The sequence below is a fragment of the Microbacterium phyllosphaerae genome (assembly GCF_050628115.1).
Classification (GTDB): domain Bacteria; phylum Actinomycetota; class Actinomycetes; order Actinomycetales; family Microbacteriaceae; genus Microbacterium; species Microbacterium phyllosphaerae_A.
This window is the reverse complement of sequence record NZ_CP192502.1, coordinates 1,501,125-1,516,848: the sequence shown is the minus strand read 5'-3', so window position 1 is coordinate 1,516,848 and position 15,724 is coordinate 1,501,125. Positions and strand designations below refer to the sequence as shown.

The 15,724-nt window shown below is 69.1% G+C and carries 19 protein-coding genes; 9 read left to right on the top strand and 10 right to left on the bottom strand.

Annotated features, from left to right (window positions below):
• Positions 1-10: 10 nt before the first annotated feature.
• Both ACQ4LY_RS07055 and ACQ4LY_RS07050 read right to left on the bottom strand, forming a co-directional pair.
• Positions 11-478, bottom strand: coding sequence for a VOC family protein (locus tag ACQ4LY_RS07055; RefSeq protein ID WP_431075306.1), 468 nt, complete (start codon positions 476-478; stop codon positions 11-13).
• Positions 479-550: 72 nt separating this feature from the next.
• The gene (locus tag ACQ4LY_RS07050) at positions 551-1,210 is read right to left on the bottom strand and encodes a TrmH family RNA methyltransferase (RefSeq protein ID WP_431075305.1); all 660 of its coding nucleotides are present in this window, start codon (positions 1,208-1,210) and stop codon (positions 551-553) included.
• 70 nt (positions 1,211-1,280) lie between these two features.
• On the opposite strand from ACQ4LY_RS07050, the gene ACQ4LY_RS07045 reads away from it, so the two are divergent.
• Complete coding sequence (locus ACQ4LY_RS07045; protein ID WP_431075304.1) at positions 1,281-2,570, top strand: Nramp family divalent metal transporter; 1,290 nt, start codon at positions 1,281-1,283, stop codon at positions 2,568-2,570.
• Positions 2,571-2,682: 112 nt separating this feature from the next.
• Here ACQ4LY_RS07045 and ACQ4LY_RS07040 read toward each other — a convergent pair whose 3' ends face one another.
• Positions 2,683-5,244, bottom strand: a complete 2,562-nt coding sequence (locus ACQ4LY_RS07040) for a rhamnogalacturonan lyase (RefSeq protein WP_431075303.1) — start codon at positions 5,242-5,244, stop codon at positions 2,683-2,685.
• Positions 5,245-5,390: 146 nt separating this feature from the next.
• Between ACQ4LY_RS07040 and ACQ4LY_RS07035 the strand changes: the two genes are divergently transcribed.
• The 5 genes from ACQ4LY_RS07035 (at position 5,391) to ACQ4LY_RS07015 (ending at position 7,993) form a co-directional block, all read left to right on the top strand.
• Complete coding sequence (locus tag ACQ4LY_RS07035; RefSeq protein WP_431075302.1) at positions 5,391-5,693, top strand: hypothetical protein; 303 nt, start codon at positions 5,391-5,393, stop codon at positions 5,691-5,693.
• Positions 5,694-5,757: 64 nt separating this feature from the next.
• Complete coding sequence (locus tag ACQ4LY_RS07030; protein ID WP_431075301.1) at positions 5,758-6,390, top strand: iron dependent repressor, metal binding and dimerization domain protein; 633 nt, start codon at positions 5,758-5,760, stop codon at positions 6,388-6,390.
• A 55-nt stretch (positions 6,391-6,445) separates the two neighbouring features.
• Complete coding sequence (locus tag ACQ4LY_RS07025; protein ID WP_431075300.1) at positions 6,446-7,255, top strand: HAD-IIA family hydrolase; 810 nt, start codon at positions 6,446-6,448, stop codon at positions 7,253-7,255.
• A gap of 1 nt (position 7,256) precedes the next feature.
• Complete coding sequence (locus ACQ4LY_RS07020; protein ID WP_431075299.1) at positions 7,257-7,826, top strand: YdeI/OmpD-associated family protein; 570 nt, start codon at positions 7,257-7,259, stop codon at positions 7,824-7,826.
• On the top strand, positions 7,823-7,993 hold the full coding sequence (locus tag ACQ4LY_RS07015; RefSeq protein ID WP_431075298.1) for a hypothetical protein: 171 nt from the start codon (positions 7,823-7,825) through the stop codon (positions 7,991-7,993). Before ACQ4LY_RS07020 ends, ACQ4LY_RS07015 begins: the two co-directional genes overlap by 4 nt.
• A gap of 42 nt (positions 7,994-8,035) precedes the next feature.
• Here the strand turns inward: ACQ4LY_RS07015 and ACQ4LY_RS07010 are convergent, their stop codons facing one another.
• Positions 8,036-9,193, bottom strand: coding sequence for an anhydro-N-acetylmuramic acid kinase (locus tag ACQ4LY_RS07010; RefSeq protein ID WP_431075297.1), 1,158 nt, complete (start codon positions 9,191-9,193; stop codon positions 8,036-8,038).
• A gap of 202 nt (positions 9,194-9,395) precedes the next feature.
• Between ACQ4LY_RS07010 and ACQ4LY_RS07005 the strand changes: the two genes are divergently transcribed.
• A complete protein-coding gene (locus ACQ4LY_RS07005; RefSeq protein WP_431075296.1) occupies positions 9,396-9,845 on the top strand; it encodes a hypothetical protein in 450 nt (149 codons plus the stop codon).
• A gap of 8 nt (positions 9,846-9,853) precedes the next feature.
• On the opposite strand, the gene ACQ4LY_RS07000 is transcribed toward ACQ4LY_RS07005, so the two are convergent.
• Complete coding sequence (locus ACQ4LY_RS07000) at positions 9,854-10,756, bottom strand: ROK family protein (RefSeq protein WP_431075295.1); 903 nt, start codon at positions 10,754-10,756, stop codon at positions 9,854-9,856.
• Positions 10,753-11,313: an orotate phosphoribosyltransferase gene (gene pyrE / locus ACQ4LY_RS06995; RefSeq protein WP_431075294.1), complete on the bottom strand. Its 561-nt coding sequence runs from the start codon at positions 11,311-11,313 to the stop codon at positions 10,753-10,755. Before pyrE ends, ACQ4LY_RS07000 begins: the two co-directional genes overlap by 4 nt.
• Before the next feature lie 37 nt (positions 11,314-11,350).
• On the opposite strand from pyrE, the gene ACQ4LY_RS06990 reads away from it, so the two are divergent.
• Entirely contained in the window at positions 11,351-12,196 is an 846-nt protein-coding gene (locus tag ACQ4LY_RS06990) for an exodeoxyribonuclease III (protein ID WP_431075293.1), read from the top strand.
• Positions 12,197-12,201: 5 nt separating this feature from the next.
• The gene (locus ACQ4LY_RS06985; protein WP_431075292.1) at positions 12,202-13,011 is read left to right on the top strand and encodes a Cof-type HAD-IIB family hydrolase; all 810 of its coding nucleotides are present in this window, start codon (positions 12,202-12,204) and stop codon (positions 13,009-13,011) included.
• Positions 13,012-13,024: 13 nt separating this feature from the next.
• Here ACQ4LY_RS06985 and ACQ4LY_RS06980 read toward each other — a convergent pair whose 3' ends face one another.
• Genes ACQ4LY_RS06980 through ACQ4LY_RS06965 form a run of 4 tightly spaced genes read right to left on the bottom strand, consistent with a single transcriptional unit; the run spans position 13,025 to position 15,682 of the window.
• Positions 13,025-13,651, bottom strand: a complete 627-nt coding sequence (locus tag ACQ4LY_RS06980) for a dihydrofolate reductase family protein (RefSeq protein ID WP_431075291.1) — start codon at positions 13,649-13,651, stop codon at positions 13,025-13,027.
• Between the two features lie 56 nt (positions 13,652-13,707).
• Positions 13,708-14,025, bottom strand: a complete 318-nt coding sequence (locus tag ACQ4LY_RS06975) for a winged helix-turn-helix transcriptional regulator (RefSeq protein ID WP_431075290.1) — start codon at positions 14,023-14,025, stop codon at positions 13,708-13,710.
• Entirely contained in the window at positions 14,022-14,426 is a 405-nt protein-coding gene (locus ACQ4LY_RS06970) for a VOC family protein (protein ID WP_431075289.1), read from the bottom strand. The genes ACQ4LY_RS06975 and ACQ4LY_RS06970 overlap by 4 nt, the downstream gene beginning before the upstream one ends.
• Before the next feature lie 50 nt (positions 14,427-14,476).
• The gene (locus tag ACQ4LY_RS06965) at positions 14,477-15,682 is read right to left on the bottom strand and encodes an MFS transporter (RefSeq protein WP_431075288.1); all 1,206 of its coding nucleotides are present in this window, start codon (positions 15,680-15,682) and stop codon (positions 14,477-14,479) included.
• Positions 15,683-15,724: the final 42 nt, after the last annotated feature.

Sequence of the window (15,724 nt, the reverse complement as noted above, 5' to 3'; positions counted from 1 at the left end):
CATCAAGGGATCAGGCGTTCTCGAGTTCGGCGATCACGATCTTCTTCATGTGCATGAGCGCCTGGATCTGCTCGGGGCGCTGCTGCAGGAGGTCGAGTCCGGCCGGCACGATCTGCCAGCTCACGCCGAACCTGTCCTTGCACCAGCCACAGGCCTCGGACTCGGGCACGGCCGAGAGAGCCGCCCAGTATCGGTCGATCTCGGCCTGATCCTCACAGCCGATCACGAAGGAGATGGACTCGTTGAAGGCGAACTCGGGCCCGCCGTCGAGGCAGCCGAACGGTGCGCCGTTCAGGGTGAACTCGCCGTTGATCACCTTGCCGGTCATGCCCTGGAAGTGGTCGTCGAGGGACTCCTCCGGGTAGAGCACGACCTGATCGATCGACGAGTCGGGGAACACCGAGACGTAGTACTCCATCGCCTCCTGCGCCTGACCGTCGAACCAGAGGAACGGGCGGATGGGACTGATCCCTGACATGGCGACCTCCTCAGATCGGCACTCACGCTACGCCTGAGACCGGGCCGTGTCGAGAGCATCACGCGACACCTGTCAGCCCGCGTATCTCCGGCACCACTCGTACATGATCACGGCGGCCGCCGCGCTCGCGTTGATCGACCGGGTGGAGCCGTACTGGGTGATCTCGATGTGCGCGGATGCTGCGGCGAGCGCGGCGTCCGAGAGCCCCGGCCCCTCCTGCCCGAACAGCAGCACGCAGACCTGCGGCAGCTCGGCGCGATCCACGGGCACGGCGCCGTCGACGTTGTCGACGGCGATGATCGGGATGCCTTCGGCCGCAGCCCACGCCGCGAACGTCTCGACGTCCTCGTGGTGCACGACGTGCTGGTACCGGTCGGTGACCATCGCCCCGCGCTTGTTCCAGCGGCGGCGACCGATGATGTGCACGGTGTCGGCGAGGAACGCGTTGGCGCTGCGCACGATCGAGCCGATGTTCATGTCGTGCTGCCAGTTCTCGATCGCGACGTGGAACGGATGCCGCTGCGTGTCGAGGTCGGCGACGATCGCCTCCATCCGCCAGTAGCGGTAGCGATCGATCACATTGCGCGTGTCGCCTGTCGCGAGCAGCTCGGGGTCGTACTGCTCCCCTGCAGGCCATTCCGACTCGCCCCCGGGCCACGGCCCCACCCCGTATCCGGGCTGCGCCGACGATCCGCCTGTCTCCGCTGCCGCCGCGGGCGCCTGCTCATCCATCCCGTCAGGCTATCCGCCACACGACCAGCAACATATTTAGGTACACCGAAAGATCGGCTACGATTTCGGCATGCCTAAAAATGCCGCGCTCGACGAGGTCACCCCCGCAGCCCGCGCCACCGCACCCCGCAGCCTGTGGCTGCTCGGGCCCGCGCTGGTCGCCGGCGTCGCCTACCTCGACCCGGGCAACGTGGCGAGCAACATGACCGCCGGAGCCCAATACGGCTACCTGCTGGTCTGGGTCGTCGTCGCCGGGAACGTCATGGCCTGGCTCATCCAATACCTCTCGGCGAAGCTCGGAGTCGTCACCGGGCAGAGCCTCCCCGAGGTGCTGGGCACGCGACTCACCAAGCCGTGGGCTCGGCGGGCGTATTGGCTGCAGGCCGAGCTCGTCGCGATGGCGACCGACCTGGCCGAGGTCATCGGCGGCGCGGTCGCGCTGCACCTGCTCTTCGACATCCCCCTGCTGCTCGGCGGGATCATCACCGGCGCGGTGTCGATGATCCTGCTCACGGTGCAGAGCCGTCGCGGCGCTCGTCCCTTCGAGTTCGTGATCATCGGGCTCATGGTGATCATCACGGTCGGCTTCGTCGCCGGGCTCTTCGTCGCCCCGCCGGACGCGGCGAGCGTGGTCGCAGGGCTCGTGCCCCGCTTCGAGGACACAGGATCAGTGCTGCTCGCGGCATCCATTCTCGGCGCGACCATCATGCCGCACGCGATCTACGCCCACTCGTCGCTGACCCGAGACCGATTCGGCTCGGCAGCAGCACACGCCCCGACCGAGGCCGCCCGCACCGAGACCTCGCGCATCCGCCGCCTGCTCAGCGCCACACGCTGGGACGTGTCGATCGCCATGCTGATCGCGGGCACCGTGAACCTCGGCATCCTGCTGCTCGCAGCCGCGAACCTCGCCGGCGTCGAGGGGACCGACTCGCTCGAGGGCGCCCATGCCGCGCTGGCCGCCGGGCTCGGCCCCGTCGTGGCGACGTTCTTCGCGGTCGGCCTGCTCGCATCGGGCCTCGCCTCGACCTCGGTCGGCGCCTACGCGGGAGCGGAGATCATGCACGGCCTGCTGCACGTGCGCATCCCGCTGCTCGCTCGACGCCTGGTGACGCTGATCCCGGCGCTGGTGATCCTCGGCGTCGGAGTCGATCCGACCCTGGCCCTCGTGCTCAGCCAGGTCGTGCTGTCGTTCGGCATCCCGTTCGCCCTGATCCCGCTCGTCGCCCTCACCGCCCAGCGCCGCACTCTCGGACCGTGGGTGAATCGGGCGTGGACGACTGCCGCGGGCATCGTGGCGTCGGTGCTGCTCATCGCCCTCAACGGCGCCCTGCTCTGGCTGGTGCTGACCGGCGCCTGAGGCGGCGCAGAGACGCACACGCAGAAGCAGCACCCGAGAGACAGGACAGAACCGCCCCGAGCCGGCACGGGAAGATTCGGCTCGGGGCGGCGGTCTGTCACCGCACGAGTGCTCAGCGCTTGCGGAGGGTCTCCGTCCACTTCGAGGCCGCGCCGTCGGCGATCCGGTAGCCGGCATCCGGCACAGCGACCACGGTCACCTCACCCGTGACCCGCACCTTGCCGTTGCGCGCCTCGTCCTTCTCGCCGTTCACGTAGTACGTGATGCCTTTCACGTTCGTCGGCACCTTCACCTCGTCGCGCGAGGTGCCGGGCTTGTCGGTGAAGGTCGGGGGCTTGGGCGTCGTCGGCGCCGTCAGCACCGGTACGTTCGCCCAGTCGAGGTCGCTCGCGAGGTAGAACGTGGTGTACGCCGGCTGGTTGTACGTCGTCTGCTGACGAGCGGTCTCGACCCGGTACTGCACGTCGTGCATGAGAGTCGTGAGCTTGTGCACTGTGGGCTCGGTGGTCGTGTAGAACCGCAATGCGCTCGAGTCGGCTGTGCGCACGAGCAGCTCCTCCCGCCAGTCGCCCAGCACGTCGGCGACGAGCGAGGGGTTGCCCTTGGTGCCGTTGTTGGTCAGCGTGCCGGTGGCGGTCAGCACGGTGCCACGCGTCCAGTCGTCGATCGTGGGCGTCTGGTCGCCGCTGCCGTTGACGAGCTGGGTGGTCATGTCTCCCGCCCAGCGGATCGACATGTTCGTGCCGGGCGTCTCGGCCTGCAGCACCTCGCCGGTCGCACTCAGCAGACCGCTGCCCTCGGTGCCGCCGGGCATGCTCGACCACACCTCGATGCCCGGCACGTCGGGTCGCACGTCGCCGATCATCGCCCGACCCGTGTCGCGGCCGGAGTAGGCGCCGAACAGCGATTCGCCGGTCGCGGCGTCGCGCATCACGGATCCGTACGGCGCACTGGTCGCGCCCTCGTGGGCGGTCCAGATCTCGAGGCCGGGGCGGGCCGGGTCGATGTCGGTCACGTGCATCGCGTCTCCGTGACCGAGTCGCACGGTCGCGCCGGGGTCGGCGCTGCCCTCGGGCAGCACGTCGAACGAGCTGTACAGCAGGCTGCCGTCGTCGTCGATCGTCGCCGATCCGTAGACGAGCTCCTGCTTTCCGTCGGCATCCACGTCGGCGAAGCTCAGCGAGTGATCGCCCTGCGTCGTGATCGTGCCGAACTCGGGGTCGGTGCCGTCACGGCCGTGCGGGGAGTCGTTGAACGGGTTCGTCATGGGCGCGTGGCCGCTGTCGACGTCCCATCGCTCCTTGAGGCGCTTGCCGTCCCAGTCGAAGGCCGTGACGGTCGTGCGCGTGTAGTACCCGCGAGCGAAGACGGCCGACGGATGCTGGCCGTCGAGGTATCCGACGCCCGAGAGGAAGCGGTCGACGCGGTTCGCCGGCTCGATGCGCGACATCGCGTAGTCGCCCCACAGCAGTCCGTCGTCTCCTCGCTCGGTGGGATACGGGATGGTCTGCAGCTCCTTGCCGGTCGCACTGTCGAAGACCGTGAGGTACTCGGGTCCGTCGACGATGAAGCCCTCGAACTCCCGCAGCAGGTTGCGTGCGCTGCGGCTCGGCGCATAGACGTCGATGAAGGTGGTCGCCAGCTCCTGCGCGCTCTCCTGCGAGAGGGGGTACTCGTGGGTCACGGGCATCCCCCATGCCTCTTCGAGAGTGGCCGGCCACTGACCGGACACGACCTCGTCGCGCTCGCTCCATCCGAGGAACATCTCGACCAGGTGCGCCTCGTAGTCGGCGGCGCTGAGGCGGTAGTCGTCGTCGTTCGAGTAGCCGGCCTTGCGGTCGGCCTTGGGGAGCGTGATGTACGACTCGCTCGCCACCGAGCCGTCGGCCGCGAACTGCACCGACTTCGTGCCGGGCGCCGTCTTCAGCATCGTCTCGGACCGCCCGTCGCCGTCGAAGTCGTAGACGAGGAACTGCGTGTAGTGCGCTCCGGCTCGGATGTTCACGCCGAGATCGAGACGGTTCAGCAGGGTGCCGTCGAGCTCGTACGTGTCGAGGTAGACCGGGCCCGTGTAGCCGCGCTGCGAGACGTCCTTCGAGTTCGAGGGGTCCCACTTCACGACGTACTCGTACTGCCCGTCTCCGTCGACGTCGCCGACCGAGACGTCGTTCGCCGAGTAGGTGTACGCCTCGCCCTTGGGGGTGACGCCGTCGGCGGGCTTCTGGAGCGGCAGGTCGTAGTACCCCTCGGCCCAGGCGGTGACGGATGCCGAGGCGGATGCCGTCAGCTCGACGCCGTTCACGATCGGGACCACGGAGTACTCCGAGGTCGCCGCCCCGTCGGCATCCGCGTAGTCGGTGCTGTCGGTGACGGTCGCCACCCGAGCACCGTCGCGGTAGACCGCGAAGTCGGGGCCGGCGAGTCCGGTGGCGGTCGTGCCGGTCGCCTCGGTGGCCAGCAGCCGCCAGCTGAGGAAGACGCCGTCGGCGGTCGAGACCGCGACGAGGCCCCGATCGAGAGCCTCCAGCTGCGGCCCGCTGGATCCGGGGTCGTGGCGGCCGGTGACGGGACCGTCTGAGCTGACGGCTCCTGCACTCTGCGCGCCCCCTGCGAGGAGGCAGCCGGCAGCGGCCACCGCCACGACGGCGCGGAACGAATGGTGTCGGATATTCATCGTCGAAATCCTTCTCTGAGCGTGAAGCTCGTTCGGATAGCGTTTTCCCGTGCCCGCTCGAAGCTACCCGCCGCGCCAGTGCCCGTCAAGGAATCCCGGCGGATTGAGACGATTCACAGCTCTCGTCGGCGATTAGGCTCGAAGTCATGTCTGCCGAAACCGCGCGCCGCTCCGTCCGCATCCTCACCTGGATCGGAATCGCGACCGGCGTGATCGGCGGACTCCTCGTCGCCTTCCCCACCGTGCTGCCCGTCGGGGGGCCGTGGGTGCAGCTCGCGCTGGGGATCGCGACCCTCGTCCTGGCGTTCCGCGCACGCAAGATCGGGATCGCCGAGATCGAGGGATTCGACGGACGCGTCTCGCTCTTCGCCGCGCTGCTCGGTTTCCTCATCATCTTCTTCGCCGGCCAGGTCGCCTTCGGCATCCTCGTCGATGTCGCCAACCCCTGAGCCGTGCAGACTCTGAGCCCGGCGCACCCCTGAGCCCAGCCGACCGCTGATCTAGGCTGGACCCGTGGCATCCCCGGCAGCAGACGACTACCTCAAGACCGTCTACGCGCATACCGAGTGGCAGGACGCGCCGATCACCCCCTCGGTGCTCGCGGCGAAGCTCGGCATCGCCCCGTCCTCGGTGACCGAGATGGTGAAGAAGCTCGCCGCCGCCGGACTCGTCTCGCATGTGCCCTATGGGGCTGTGCGACTGACGGATGCCGGCACGCAGCGCGCGCTGGCGATGGTGCGCCGCCACCGGCTGATCGAGACGTGGCTCGTGCAGGAGTTCGACTACGGGTGGCACGAGGTGCACGACGAGGCCGAGGTGCTCGAGCACACGATCAGCGACCGGCTGCTCGAGGGCATCGACGCACGCCTCGGCCGGCCCCGCTTCGACCCGCACGGCGACGCGATCCCCGACGCGAACGGCGCGGTCGATCGCGAGCCCTTCGTGCTGCTCGCCGATGCGCCGATCGGCCACACCGGCCGCGTGCTGCGCGTCGACGACCGCGACCCCGATCTGCTGCGGGCGCTGGAGGCTGCGGGCGTCGTCGTCGCCGCGACGGTCACCACGACGGCGTCCGGCATCGAGCTCGACGGTGCGGCCGCCGCACTCCCGGCTGGGGCCACCGAGGTGGTCTGGCTCAGCGCCTGAGAGTCCCATCAGAACCTGACACCTGCCCGTAACCACGGGCCAATAGGCTGTGCACATGGCACACCGCGATGACATCGAATGCTGGCTCACCGACATGGACGGCGTGCTCGTTCACGAGAACGACGCCATCCCCGGAGCTGCCGAGCTGCTCGCCGGATGGGAGCAGAACGAGATCCCGTACCTGGTCCTGACGAACAACTCGATCTTCACCGCGCGCGACCTCTCGGCCCGACTGCGCGCCAGTGGCCTGACCGTACCCGAGGAGCGCATCTGGACCTCGGCCCTCGCGACCGCCGACTTCCTCGCGCAGCAGCTGCCCGGCGGCTCGGCCTTCGTGATCGGCGAGGCCGGCATCCTCACCGCCCTGCACGAGGCGGGGTTCATCATGACCGAGACGAACCCCGATTTCGTGGTCGTCGGCGAGACCCGCAACTACTCGTTCGAGGCCATCACCAAGGCGATCCGCCTCATCATCAAGGGCGCGCGCTTCATCGTCACCAACCCCGACGCCACGGGCCCGTCGGCCGACGGCGTGATGCCGGCGACCGGCGCGATCGCCGCCCTCATCACCAAGGCAACCGGCAAGGAGCCGTACGTCGTCGGCAAGCCGAACCCGATGATGTTCCGCTCGGCCCTGAACAAGATCGGCGCCCACTCGAAGAAGACGGGCATGATCGGCGACCGCATGGACACCGACATCATCGCCGGCATCGAGGCGGGCCTGCACACCGTGCTCGTCATGACGGGAATCAGCGACGAGGCCGAGGTCGAGAAGTACCCGTTCCGCCCTGACGAGATCGTCGACTCGGTCGCCGATCTGCTGCCGACCGTCACCGAGTCGATCCCGACGCTCGACGAGGACTGACATGGGGGCGCTCGACGAGGGAGAGCGGGTCGTCGCAGCGGATGCTGCCGTCTGGCGCGCCTGGCTCGAAGAGCATCACGAGCGCACAGCCGGAGTCTGGCTGCTGAGCGTTCGTGGCTCTCGCGCGGACGGCGTCGGATACGAGGATGCCGTGCGCCAGGCACTGTGCTTCGGGTGGATCGACGGCCCGGTGCGCACCTTCGACGATCAGACCGTCGGGCAGTGGTTCTCACCCCGACGCCGCGGCAGCGGGTGGGCGGCGACGAACAAGGCGCGTCTGGTCGACCTCGAAACCGCGGGGCTCCTCGCCCCGGCCGGCATCCGCGTGCTCGAGGCCGCGAAGGCCGACGGGTCCTGGACCGTGCTCGACGGCCCCGAGGCGGGCATCGAGCCCGACGAGCTGACCGAGGCGCTGGATGCCGCACCCGCCGCGCGCGCGAACTGGGATGCCTTCCCGAGGTCGGTCAAGAAGTTCGGGCTCACACACATCGCGATGGCCAAGCGCGCAGAGACGCGCGCTGCGCGGATCGCCAAGATCGTGGCGGATGCCGCGGAGGGGAAACGCCCATGAACCAGTCGGATGTGCTCTTCCTGGTGGCCTTCCTGATCCTCCTCAGCACGCTGACGGTGTTCGTCGTGCAGTTCTGGCGTTCACGCCGTCGAGGCGGAGGCGGCGAGGGCGATGGCCGTGCCGGCTGGTGGGAGGGCCCCTGGGACGACGACGACCGCACGCGCTGAGCGCGGTCGCCCGCCGACCTCGGGGTCAGGCCAGGGTCGGGGTCAGGCCAGGGTCAGGCTGAGTACGCGCTCGACCGGCTCCGGCATCCGCAGCGGACCTGTGCCCGGCGTGATCGTGCCGAGGATGCGCGGCTCGCGGGCCCCGGTGCCTCCGGGCGTCACTGCGGCCACGCCGTGCATCGTGCACCAGCCGATGAGGGCGAACAGGATCGCCTCCTTGCTGTCGACGGACGCACCGAGCTCGTCGGCGAGCACGACCTCGACCTCGGGGAGCGCGGCGCGGAGCCCCTGCATGATCAGCGGGTTGTGGCATCCGCCGCCCGAGACCGCGAGGAAGCGGATGCCCGCCGCCCGGACGTCCTGCGCGACGGTGCGCACCGTCAGCTCGGTCAAGGTGCGGATCAGGTCCGCCGGCGCGATGCCGGGTCGCATCCGATCGACGTGCGCACGCACGTAGTCGAGATGGAAGTGCTCTTTGCCGGTGCTCTTGGGGGCTCCGAGCGAGTAGTACGGGTCGGCGAGGAGTGCTGCGAGGAGATCCTTGTCGACGGCGCCGGTGCGCGCGATGGCGGCATCCGCGTCGTACCCGCGATCGTTCAGTCCTTCTGCCACGACGACCGCATCGACCAGCGCGTTCGCCGGCCCGATGTCGTAGGCGGACAGGCCGTCTGGTCCCACCACCGTCATGTTGGCGATGCCGCCGAGATTCACCGCAGCCGAGACCCCGGCACGGCCGCGCAGCAGCAGCTCGTCGAGGAACGACACGAGCGGTGCCCCGTGCCCACCCGCGGTGATGTCGCGGATCCGGACGTCGGAGACGACGGGAGCGCCCACCCGCTCGGCGATCCAAGCAGGCTGGCCGATCTGCAGGGTGCCGAGGGCATGTCCCTCGTCGACCCAGTGGAAGACCGTCTGGCCGTGGGTGCACACGGCGTGCACTCCCCCGACAGCGGCGGATGCGGATGCGGCGACCTCGGCGAAGGCCTGGCCGATGAGCGTGTCGAGCTCGCAGACCTCGGCGAACGTCGTGGGTGCGGGCGGCAGCGCGGCGATGAGGCGAGCACGCAGCTCGGGATCGTACGGCACGCTGTCCTCGTGCAGGACGGTGCCGCGCAGCGCTCCTTCACTCTCGTCGAAATCCACGACCGTGACGTCGATGCCGTCGTGTGAGGTGCCCGAGAGCAGTCCGAGTACGCGCATGCGTGTTCCTTCCGTCGCCTGCTACGAGCGTAGAGCGGATTTGTTAGGGAGGCGAACGGAACGGATCGACCATTTCTGCACGATCACTCTCTAGACCGCGTTCTCCCGAGTGCCCGAAAGATGACCCGCACCGCGGGCGGCCGCCGACCGTCGCCCGCGTAGCATTCTGCGAGACCCCACCCTCCACCCCCAGAATGGGAGCATGTTCGTGTCCGTCGAGATCATCACGATCGTCCTCAGCGCAGTCGGCCTTCTGCTGACTCTGGGAGGCACGATGTTCGCGGGCTTCGCCTGGTGCATCCGCAGATCCGACTCCCTCCGCACCGATCTCGTCGGCGTCGAGACGTCGCTCGGTGTGCGTATCGACGGAGTGGAACAGAGGCTCACGGCACGCATCGACGGAGTCGAGGAGAAACTCACCGCACGCATCGACGGAGTCGAGGAGAAACTCACCGCACGCATCGACGGAGTCGAGGAGAAACTCACCGCACGCATCGACGGAGTCGAGGAGAAACTCACCGCACGCATCGACGGAGCCGAGGAGAAACTCACCGCACGCATCGACGGAGTCGCCGCCGACGTCACCGAACTCAAGATCGCGATGGCCCGCATCGAAGGGCCGCAGCGCCATCTGATAGTCGCCGCCCGCTGAGTCGCGAGTCAGCGCAGGACGAGTGCCGCGGCGCCGATGAGCGGCCCCTCGTCACCGAGTCCCGAGCGCACGACCCGGGTACGCCGCGAGTACTCGTGCGCAGCGCTCGCGGTGAGGGCCCGCTGCACGAGGTCGATGTAGTCGGCGGACACGCGAGAGAACCCGCCGCCGATCGCGACTATGTCGAGATCGACGAGGGTCGCGGCATCCGCGAGCGCTTCTCCGACCGCCTTCGCCGACCGCTCGATCGCGGCACGGGCGATGGTGTCGCCCGCGGCGGCATCCCGAGCCAGGTCCTCGCCGGTGGCTCCGGTCCAGCCCTGTTGCTGAGCCCAGGCGGCGCTCGCGGGCCCCGAGGCGATCTCCTCGAGGGTGAGTCCGCCTTCGCGACGCACCTGTCCGAGATGCCCGGCGTTGCCGGTGGCTCCGGGAATGTACGCGCCGTTGACGACGAATCCGCCGCCGACGCCGGTCGAGACGACGATCGACAGCGAGGCACCGGCATCCTGCGTGGCGCCGAGCCAGGATTCCGCGAGGGCGAGCGCGCCACCGTCATGGCCGAGGATGGTCGGAACCTCCCGGCCGAGTGCAGCGGATGCCGCCGAGCGCACCGACTCCGCAAGACCGAAGCCCCGCGCGAGCGGCATGTTCACCGGCATGATCGCTCCGGCGGCACGGTCGATGGGTCCGGCGCTTCCGGCACCGGCGCCCACGAGGTCGGCATCCGCCGGCACAGCGGCCAGAGCGTGGGTCACGATCGCGATCACCGCGTCGTCGAGCGACGCGGGAGTGGCATCCCGGCCGGTCGCCCGGCGCGAGCGGCTGCCGTCGACCAGCTCGCCGTGCTCGCTCACGAGCGCGGCCTCCATCTTGGTGCCGCCGACGTCGACGGCCAGGGCGTAGCGGGTCACTGGGGGTCGAGTCCGAGGTCGTCGAGGTCGAAGGCCGCACGCCATTCGAGGCCTTCGGCTTCGATCGCGGCCTGAGCGCCGGTCTTGCGGTCGACGATCACAGCGACGGCGACGATCTCGGCACCCTCCGTGCGCAGCGCCTCGACGGCCTTGAGCGCCGACTGCCCGGTGGTCGAGGTGTCTTCGAGCACCACGACGCGCTTGCCCTTGACGTCCGCGCCCTCGATCTGTCGGCCTCGACCGTGGTCCTTCGGCTCCTTGCGCACGACGAAGGCATCGAGCGGCTTCTCGGCGGCGACCGAGGCGTGCAGCACCGAGTTGGCGATGGGGTCGGCGCCGAGCGTCAGGCCTCCGACCGCGACGACGTCGAGGTCGCCGATCAGGTCGAGCATGATGCGGCCGATCGCGGGAGCCGCGCGGTGATCGAGGGTGAGCTTGCGCATGTCGACGTAATACGTCGCCTTCTTGCCGCTCGAGAGCGTGAAGTCTCCGTGGAACACCGCCTCGTCCTTGATCAGGTCGAGGAGGGTCTGGCGGTCTGCGTCGAGTGCGGTCACGGCATCCAGTGTAGGAGGTGGGCCCTAGGCTTGACGCATGCGCTTGGCCACCTGGAACGTCAACTCCATCCGCACACGTGTCACCCGCACCGTCGAGTTCGCCGTCCGAGAAGACATCGACGTGCTGGCGATGCAGGAGATCAAGTGCAAGCCCGAGCAGTTCCCGTACGGGCCCTTCGAAGAGGCCGGCTACCACGTCGAGGTGCACGGCCTGAATCAGTGGAACGGCGTCGCGATCGCGAGCCGCCTGCCGATCACCGACGTGCGCACCTCTTTCGACGGCATGCCGGGCTTCGCCAAGGGCCATGAGGGACCGGACGCTCCGCTCGAGGCGCGAGCGCTGGGCGTGCTCGTCGACGGCGTGCGGGTATGGAGCCTGTATGTGCCCAACGGCCGCTCGCTCGAGGACCCTCACTACACCTACAAGCTGCACTGGCTCGAGGAGCTGAAGAAGGCGACCGCCGCCGAGCTGTCGGCGAACCCCGATCTGCCGCTCGCGCTGGTCGGCGACTTCAACATCATCCCGTTCGACAAGGACAACGGCGACCCCGACATCGTCGAGGGTGTCTCGACGCATGTCTCCCCGCAGGAGCGTCAGGCGTTCTTCGCGTTCGCCGACGCGGGCCTCACCGACGTGGTGCGACCGCTGATCCCCGAGGGATTCACCTACTGGGACTACCAGCGCCTGAAGTTCCCGCGCAACGAAGGCGTGCGCATCGACTTCGTCCTCGGCTCGAAGACGCTCGCGGATGCGGTCACCGGCGCTTCGATCCACCGCGACGAGCGCAAGGGCGAGCAGCCGAGCGACCACGTCCCCGTGGTCGTCGAGTTCGACCTGGGCGGCGCGGAAGAAGACGACGACCTGCCGATGATCTTCTCCTGAGCGCTGTGCCTCTCCGACTGATCGCCACCGATCTCGACGGAACCCTTCTCGATTCGTCGTCCACGGTCACGCCGCGCACACGAGCGGCACTCGACGCGGCGCGGGCCCGCGGCATCCACGTCGTGCCCGTGACCGCCCGGCAGCCGATCGGTCTGCGTGCCCTTGCGGGTGGCGCCGGTTTCGACGACTGGGCGCTGTGCAGCAACGGCGCCTACGCGACGCACCTCACAGACGGGCGGATGCTGTTCGCCGAGGAGCTTCCGGCCGAGACGATCCGCACTCTGGCCGAGGCGCTGCGCGCCAGCATCCCCGGGCTGCTCTTCGCGAGCGTGCGTGAGGGCGGTGAGACGTTCGTCGCCCAGCACGGCTACGCCGACATCGCGGATCTCTCGGACCACAAACGAGACCCGCGCACGATGGGCGGCGTCGCGCTCGACCAGGTGCTCGCGGCCCCCAGTCTGAAGTTCGTGATCCGGCATCCGGAGCTCGCCCCCACCGACCTCTTCGAGTCGCTGCAGGCACTCGGCCTCACAGGCTTCGAGGCCACCTTGTCGGGAGCGCCGTTCGTCGAGGTCATGGCTGAGGGGGTCACCAAGGCCACCGGCCTCGCCCGACTCTGCGAGCACCTCGAGATCGACCGCCGCGACGTGATCGCCTTCGGCGATGCGCTCAACGATGTCGAGATGCTCCGCTGGGCCGGCCGCGGGGTCGCGATGGCCGATGCCGACGACGTCGTGCAGGACGCCGCAGACGAGACGACGACCTCAAACGACGACGACGGCGTCGCCAGGGTGATCGAGCGCCTGCTCGGCTGACGCGCCGACTCGATCAATCTTCGAAGGTCCCGACTCCGGGCGCGCGGTCCGTGCGGCCGTAGCGCAGGAGCATCACACCGCTGTCGTCGACGATCGGGGGGTCGAGCAGCCGCAGCACCGACGGCATGGCGCCCTCGTCGAAGACCTTCTTGCCCGCGCCGAGCAGGATCGGGTAGACCCACAGGTTGAGCTCGTCGAAGAGCCCCTCGGCCAGCAGCGAGTGCACGAAGTCGATGCTGCCGATCACATGCACCTCGTGGTGCTGCGCCCGCAGCTCGGCGATCTCAGCAGCGAGGTCCTCGCCCACCCGGTGACTGTTTTGCCAATCGAGCGTGATGTCGGCATCCCGCGTCGCCACATACTTCGGCACCCTGTCGAAGAGCCTGCCGATCTCACCTGACGGCCCCTCCGTGTGATGGGGCCAGTATGCGGCGAAGATGTCGTACGTCCGACGCCCGAGCAGCAGGGCGTCGAGCTGCTGCATCCCCTGCGAGACGGTCTCCCCCATGCCCGACGACGGATATCCGGCCTGCCAGCCGCTGAATTCGAACCCTCCCGAGGTGTCCTCGTCAGTGCCGCCAGGCCCCTGAGCGACGCCGTCGAGGGTCATGAAGAGGTCGATCAGAATGCGTCCGGCCATCAGAGTGCTCCTTTGCACGAGAGATCCTGCACGATGACACGGCTCACACTATGCGCTCACTCGGAGTCGCGGGAGGGTGTCCGGTCGACGGGATCCGATCGCTCCTCACCCCAGCGGCCGAGCGCCTCGATCGCCTCCCGCAACGCGATGCCGCGATCAGTGAGCGCGTAGGCACGCGTGTTGTGCCGGAGAGGAAGCCTGCTCAGCACGCCCGCCGCCTCGAGCTCGCGCAGACGGGTCGCGAGCATGTTCGTCGGCACCCCGAGATCGCGCTGCAGATCGCCGTACCTCTGCGGCCCGTCGAGCAGCCGTTCCACAATGAGCAGCGCCCACCGGGCCCCGACGATGTCGAGGGCTGCGGCCAGGTCGCTCACGCGGTCTGGTCGGAGCCCGGCTTCATCCAGAACGGCGAGTAGTGGTAGCCATCGGGGTCGTCGAACTGGCGCTGGTACATGAACGGGTAGTCGTCGGTGTCGCCGACCCGCCCACCGGCGGCAGCGGCGCGCTCGACGAGAGCGTCGACTGCCTCCCGGCTGTCGAGGTCGAACGAGACCGTGACCTTCGACGGAGTGTCCGGTCCGCCGATCACGTCCTCCGTGCCACCGACGCTCGCATACATCTCGCGACTGCCGAGCATGACGTACTGCTCGGGCGCGATCGCGAAGCACGACACGTTGTGATCGGACATCTCGGCATTGAGGGTCCAGCCGAGGGCTGTGTAGAACTCTGTGGCCCGGTCGACGCTCTCGACGGGGCAGGTGATGAAGAGGCTCATGTGCTGATACTTGCAAAATGCAAGTGCGCCGTCAAGAGCATCTTCAAGCATCACCGGATCGGCTCGGCTCCGTCCGAGATCTCCGCATCCGCTCGACGCCGGAGGCCCAGCAGCGCGAGCGCGCCCGCCCCCGCGGTGAGGGCTGCGACGACCCCGAGACCCAGGCCCGGGACGGATGCCGTCGCCACGGCTCCTGCGACGAGCGGACCGCCCGCGTCCCCGAGCTCCCGCCCCAGTTCGGCGCTGCCCATCGTCCGCCCCATGCGTTCCGGCGGTGTCGATGCGGCCAGGTGCGAGAACGCGATGGGCGTCGCGACGCCGACCCCGACACCGACCAGCAGTGCGGTGGCGACGAGCGCGACGGGCACCTGCGTCACGGCGGCGAGCGCTATCCCCGCGGCGATCAGGAGCAGCCCGCCGACCGTGCCGAGTCGCACCGAGATGCGCCCCCGATCATGTGCGGCGCCGACGAAGGGCTGAGCGACGCTCGATGCGATGGCGAGCACGGTCACGATCGCCATGCTCCCTACGGTGTCGAGTCCGGCCTGGCGACCCAGCAGCGGCAGGAAGCCGACCGCGACTGCCAGCGCCCCGGTCGTCGCGGCCAGCGCGAGGGTCGGGATGACGAAGGCGGGGGCGGCCAGCTCGCGTCCCAGATCGACGAGCGTGACGCGCTTGCGCGGCAGCACCGACACCGAGGGCACCGCCAGGGCGACCCAGGCTGCGGCGCCGAGCCCGAGCACCGCGAGCGCCCAGAACAGCGCAGGCATGCCACCCCAGACGACCAGTACAGCGCCCAGGAGCGGGCCGAGCGCGTAGCCGAGGCTCTTCCACGAGCCGTAGCGACCGAAGTACTTGCCCCGCGTGGTGTCGTCGGTGAGCCGGGCGACCGCGGCCGATGACGACGGCGAGAAGGCGGATGCCGCGGCGCCCTGCCCGAACCGCCCGATCACGAGTCCGAGCATCCCCGGCACGACGGCGCCGACCACCGAGAACGCCGAGAACGCGAGAAGCCCTCCGATGATCACAGGGCGCACGCCGATGCGATCGCTCAGCGCACCGAACAACGGCTTGAGCAGCACTTCGGCGAGGTCGTACAGCGCGAGGGTCAGGCCGAACGCGAGCAGCGTCCAGCCGATGTCCTCGGTCTCGGCACCGAGGGCGGCGGCGATGCCGTGCGCGCCGAACGCGGTGGTGAAGCCGGCGAGATACAGCGGGGCGAGCCGGGGCGTCGCGAGCGGCGGGGTCGAGGTCACGGTCGATTCTCCCAGAATCCCCGACACCGGCTGCGGTGGCGA

Excerpts from the sequence above, each read along its gene's own strand:
- ACQ4LY_RS06970 (WP_431075289.1), bottom strand. The coding sequence starts at position 14,426 with ATGAGCCTCTTCATCACCTGCCCCGTCGAGAGCGTCGACCGGGCCACA.
- ACQ4LY_RS07015 (WP_431075298.1), top strand. The coding sequence starts at position 7,823 with ATGAACCAGTCGGATGTGCTCTTCCTGGTGGCCTTCCTGATCCTCCTC.
- ACQ4LY_RS07025 (WP_431075300.1), top strand. The coding sequence starts at position 6,446 with ATGGCACACCGCGATGACATCGAATGCTGGCTCACCGACATGGACGGC.
- ACQ4LY_RS06990 (WP_431075293.1), top strand. The coding sequence starts at position 11,351 with ATGCGCTTGGCCACCTGGAACGTCAACTCCATCCGCACACGTGTCACC.
- ACQ4LY_RS07045 (WP_431075304.1), top strand. The coding sequence starts at position 1,281 with ATGCCTAAAAATGCCGCGCTCGACGAGGTCACCCCCGCAGCCCGCGCC.
- ACQ4LY_RS06980 (WP_431075291.1), bottom strand. The coding sequence starts at position 13,651 with ATGGCCGGACGCATTCTGATCGACCTCTTCATGACCCTCGACGGCGTC.
- ACQ4LY_RS07040 (WP_431075303.1), bottom strand. The coding sequence starts at position 5,244 with ATGAATATCCGACACCATTCGTTCCGCGCCGTCGTGGCGGTGGCCGCT.
- ACQ4LY_RS07050 (WP_431075305.1), bottom strand. The coding sequence starts at position 1,210 with ATGGATGAGCAGGCGCCCGCGGCGGCAGCGGAGACAGGCGGATCGTCG.
- ACQ4LY_RS07005 (WP_431075296.1), top strand. The coding sequence starts at position 9,396 with ATGTTCGTGTCCGTCGAGATCATCACGATCGTCCTCAGCGCAGTCGGC.
- ACQ4LY_RS07035 (WP_431075302.1), top strand. The coding sequence starts at position 5,391 with ATGTCTGCCGAAACCGCGCGCCGCTCCGTCCGCATCCTCACCTGGATC.
- ACQ4LY_RS07010 (WP_431075297.1), bottom strand. The coding sequence starts at position 9,193 with ATGCGCGTACTCGGACTGCTCTCGGGCACCTCACACGACGGCATCGAC.
- ACQ4LY_RS07055 (WP_431075306.1), bottom strand. The coding sequence starts at position 478 with ATGTCAGGGATCAGTCCCATCCGCCCGTTCCTCTGGTTCGACGGTCAG.
- ACQ4LY_RS07020 (WP_431075299.1), top strand. The coding sequence starts at position 7,257 with ATGGGGGCGCTCGACGAGGGAGAGCGGGTCGTCGCAGCGGATGCTGCC.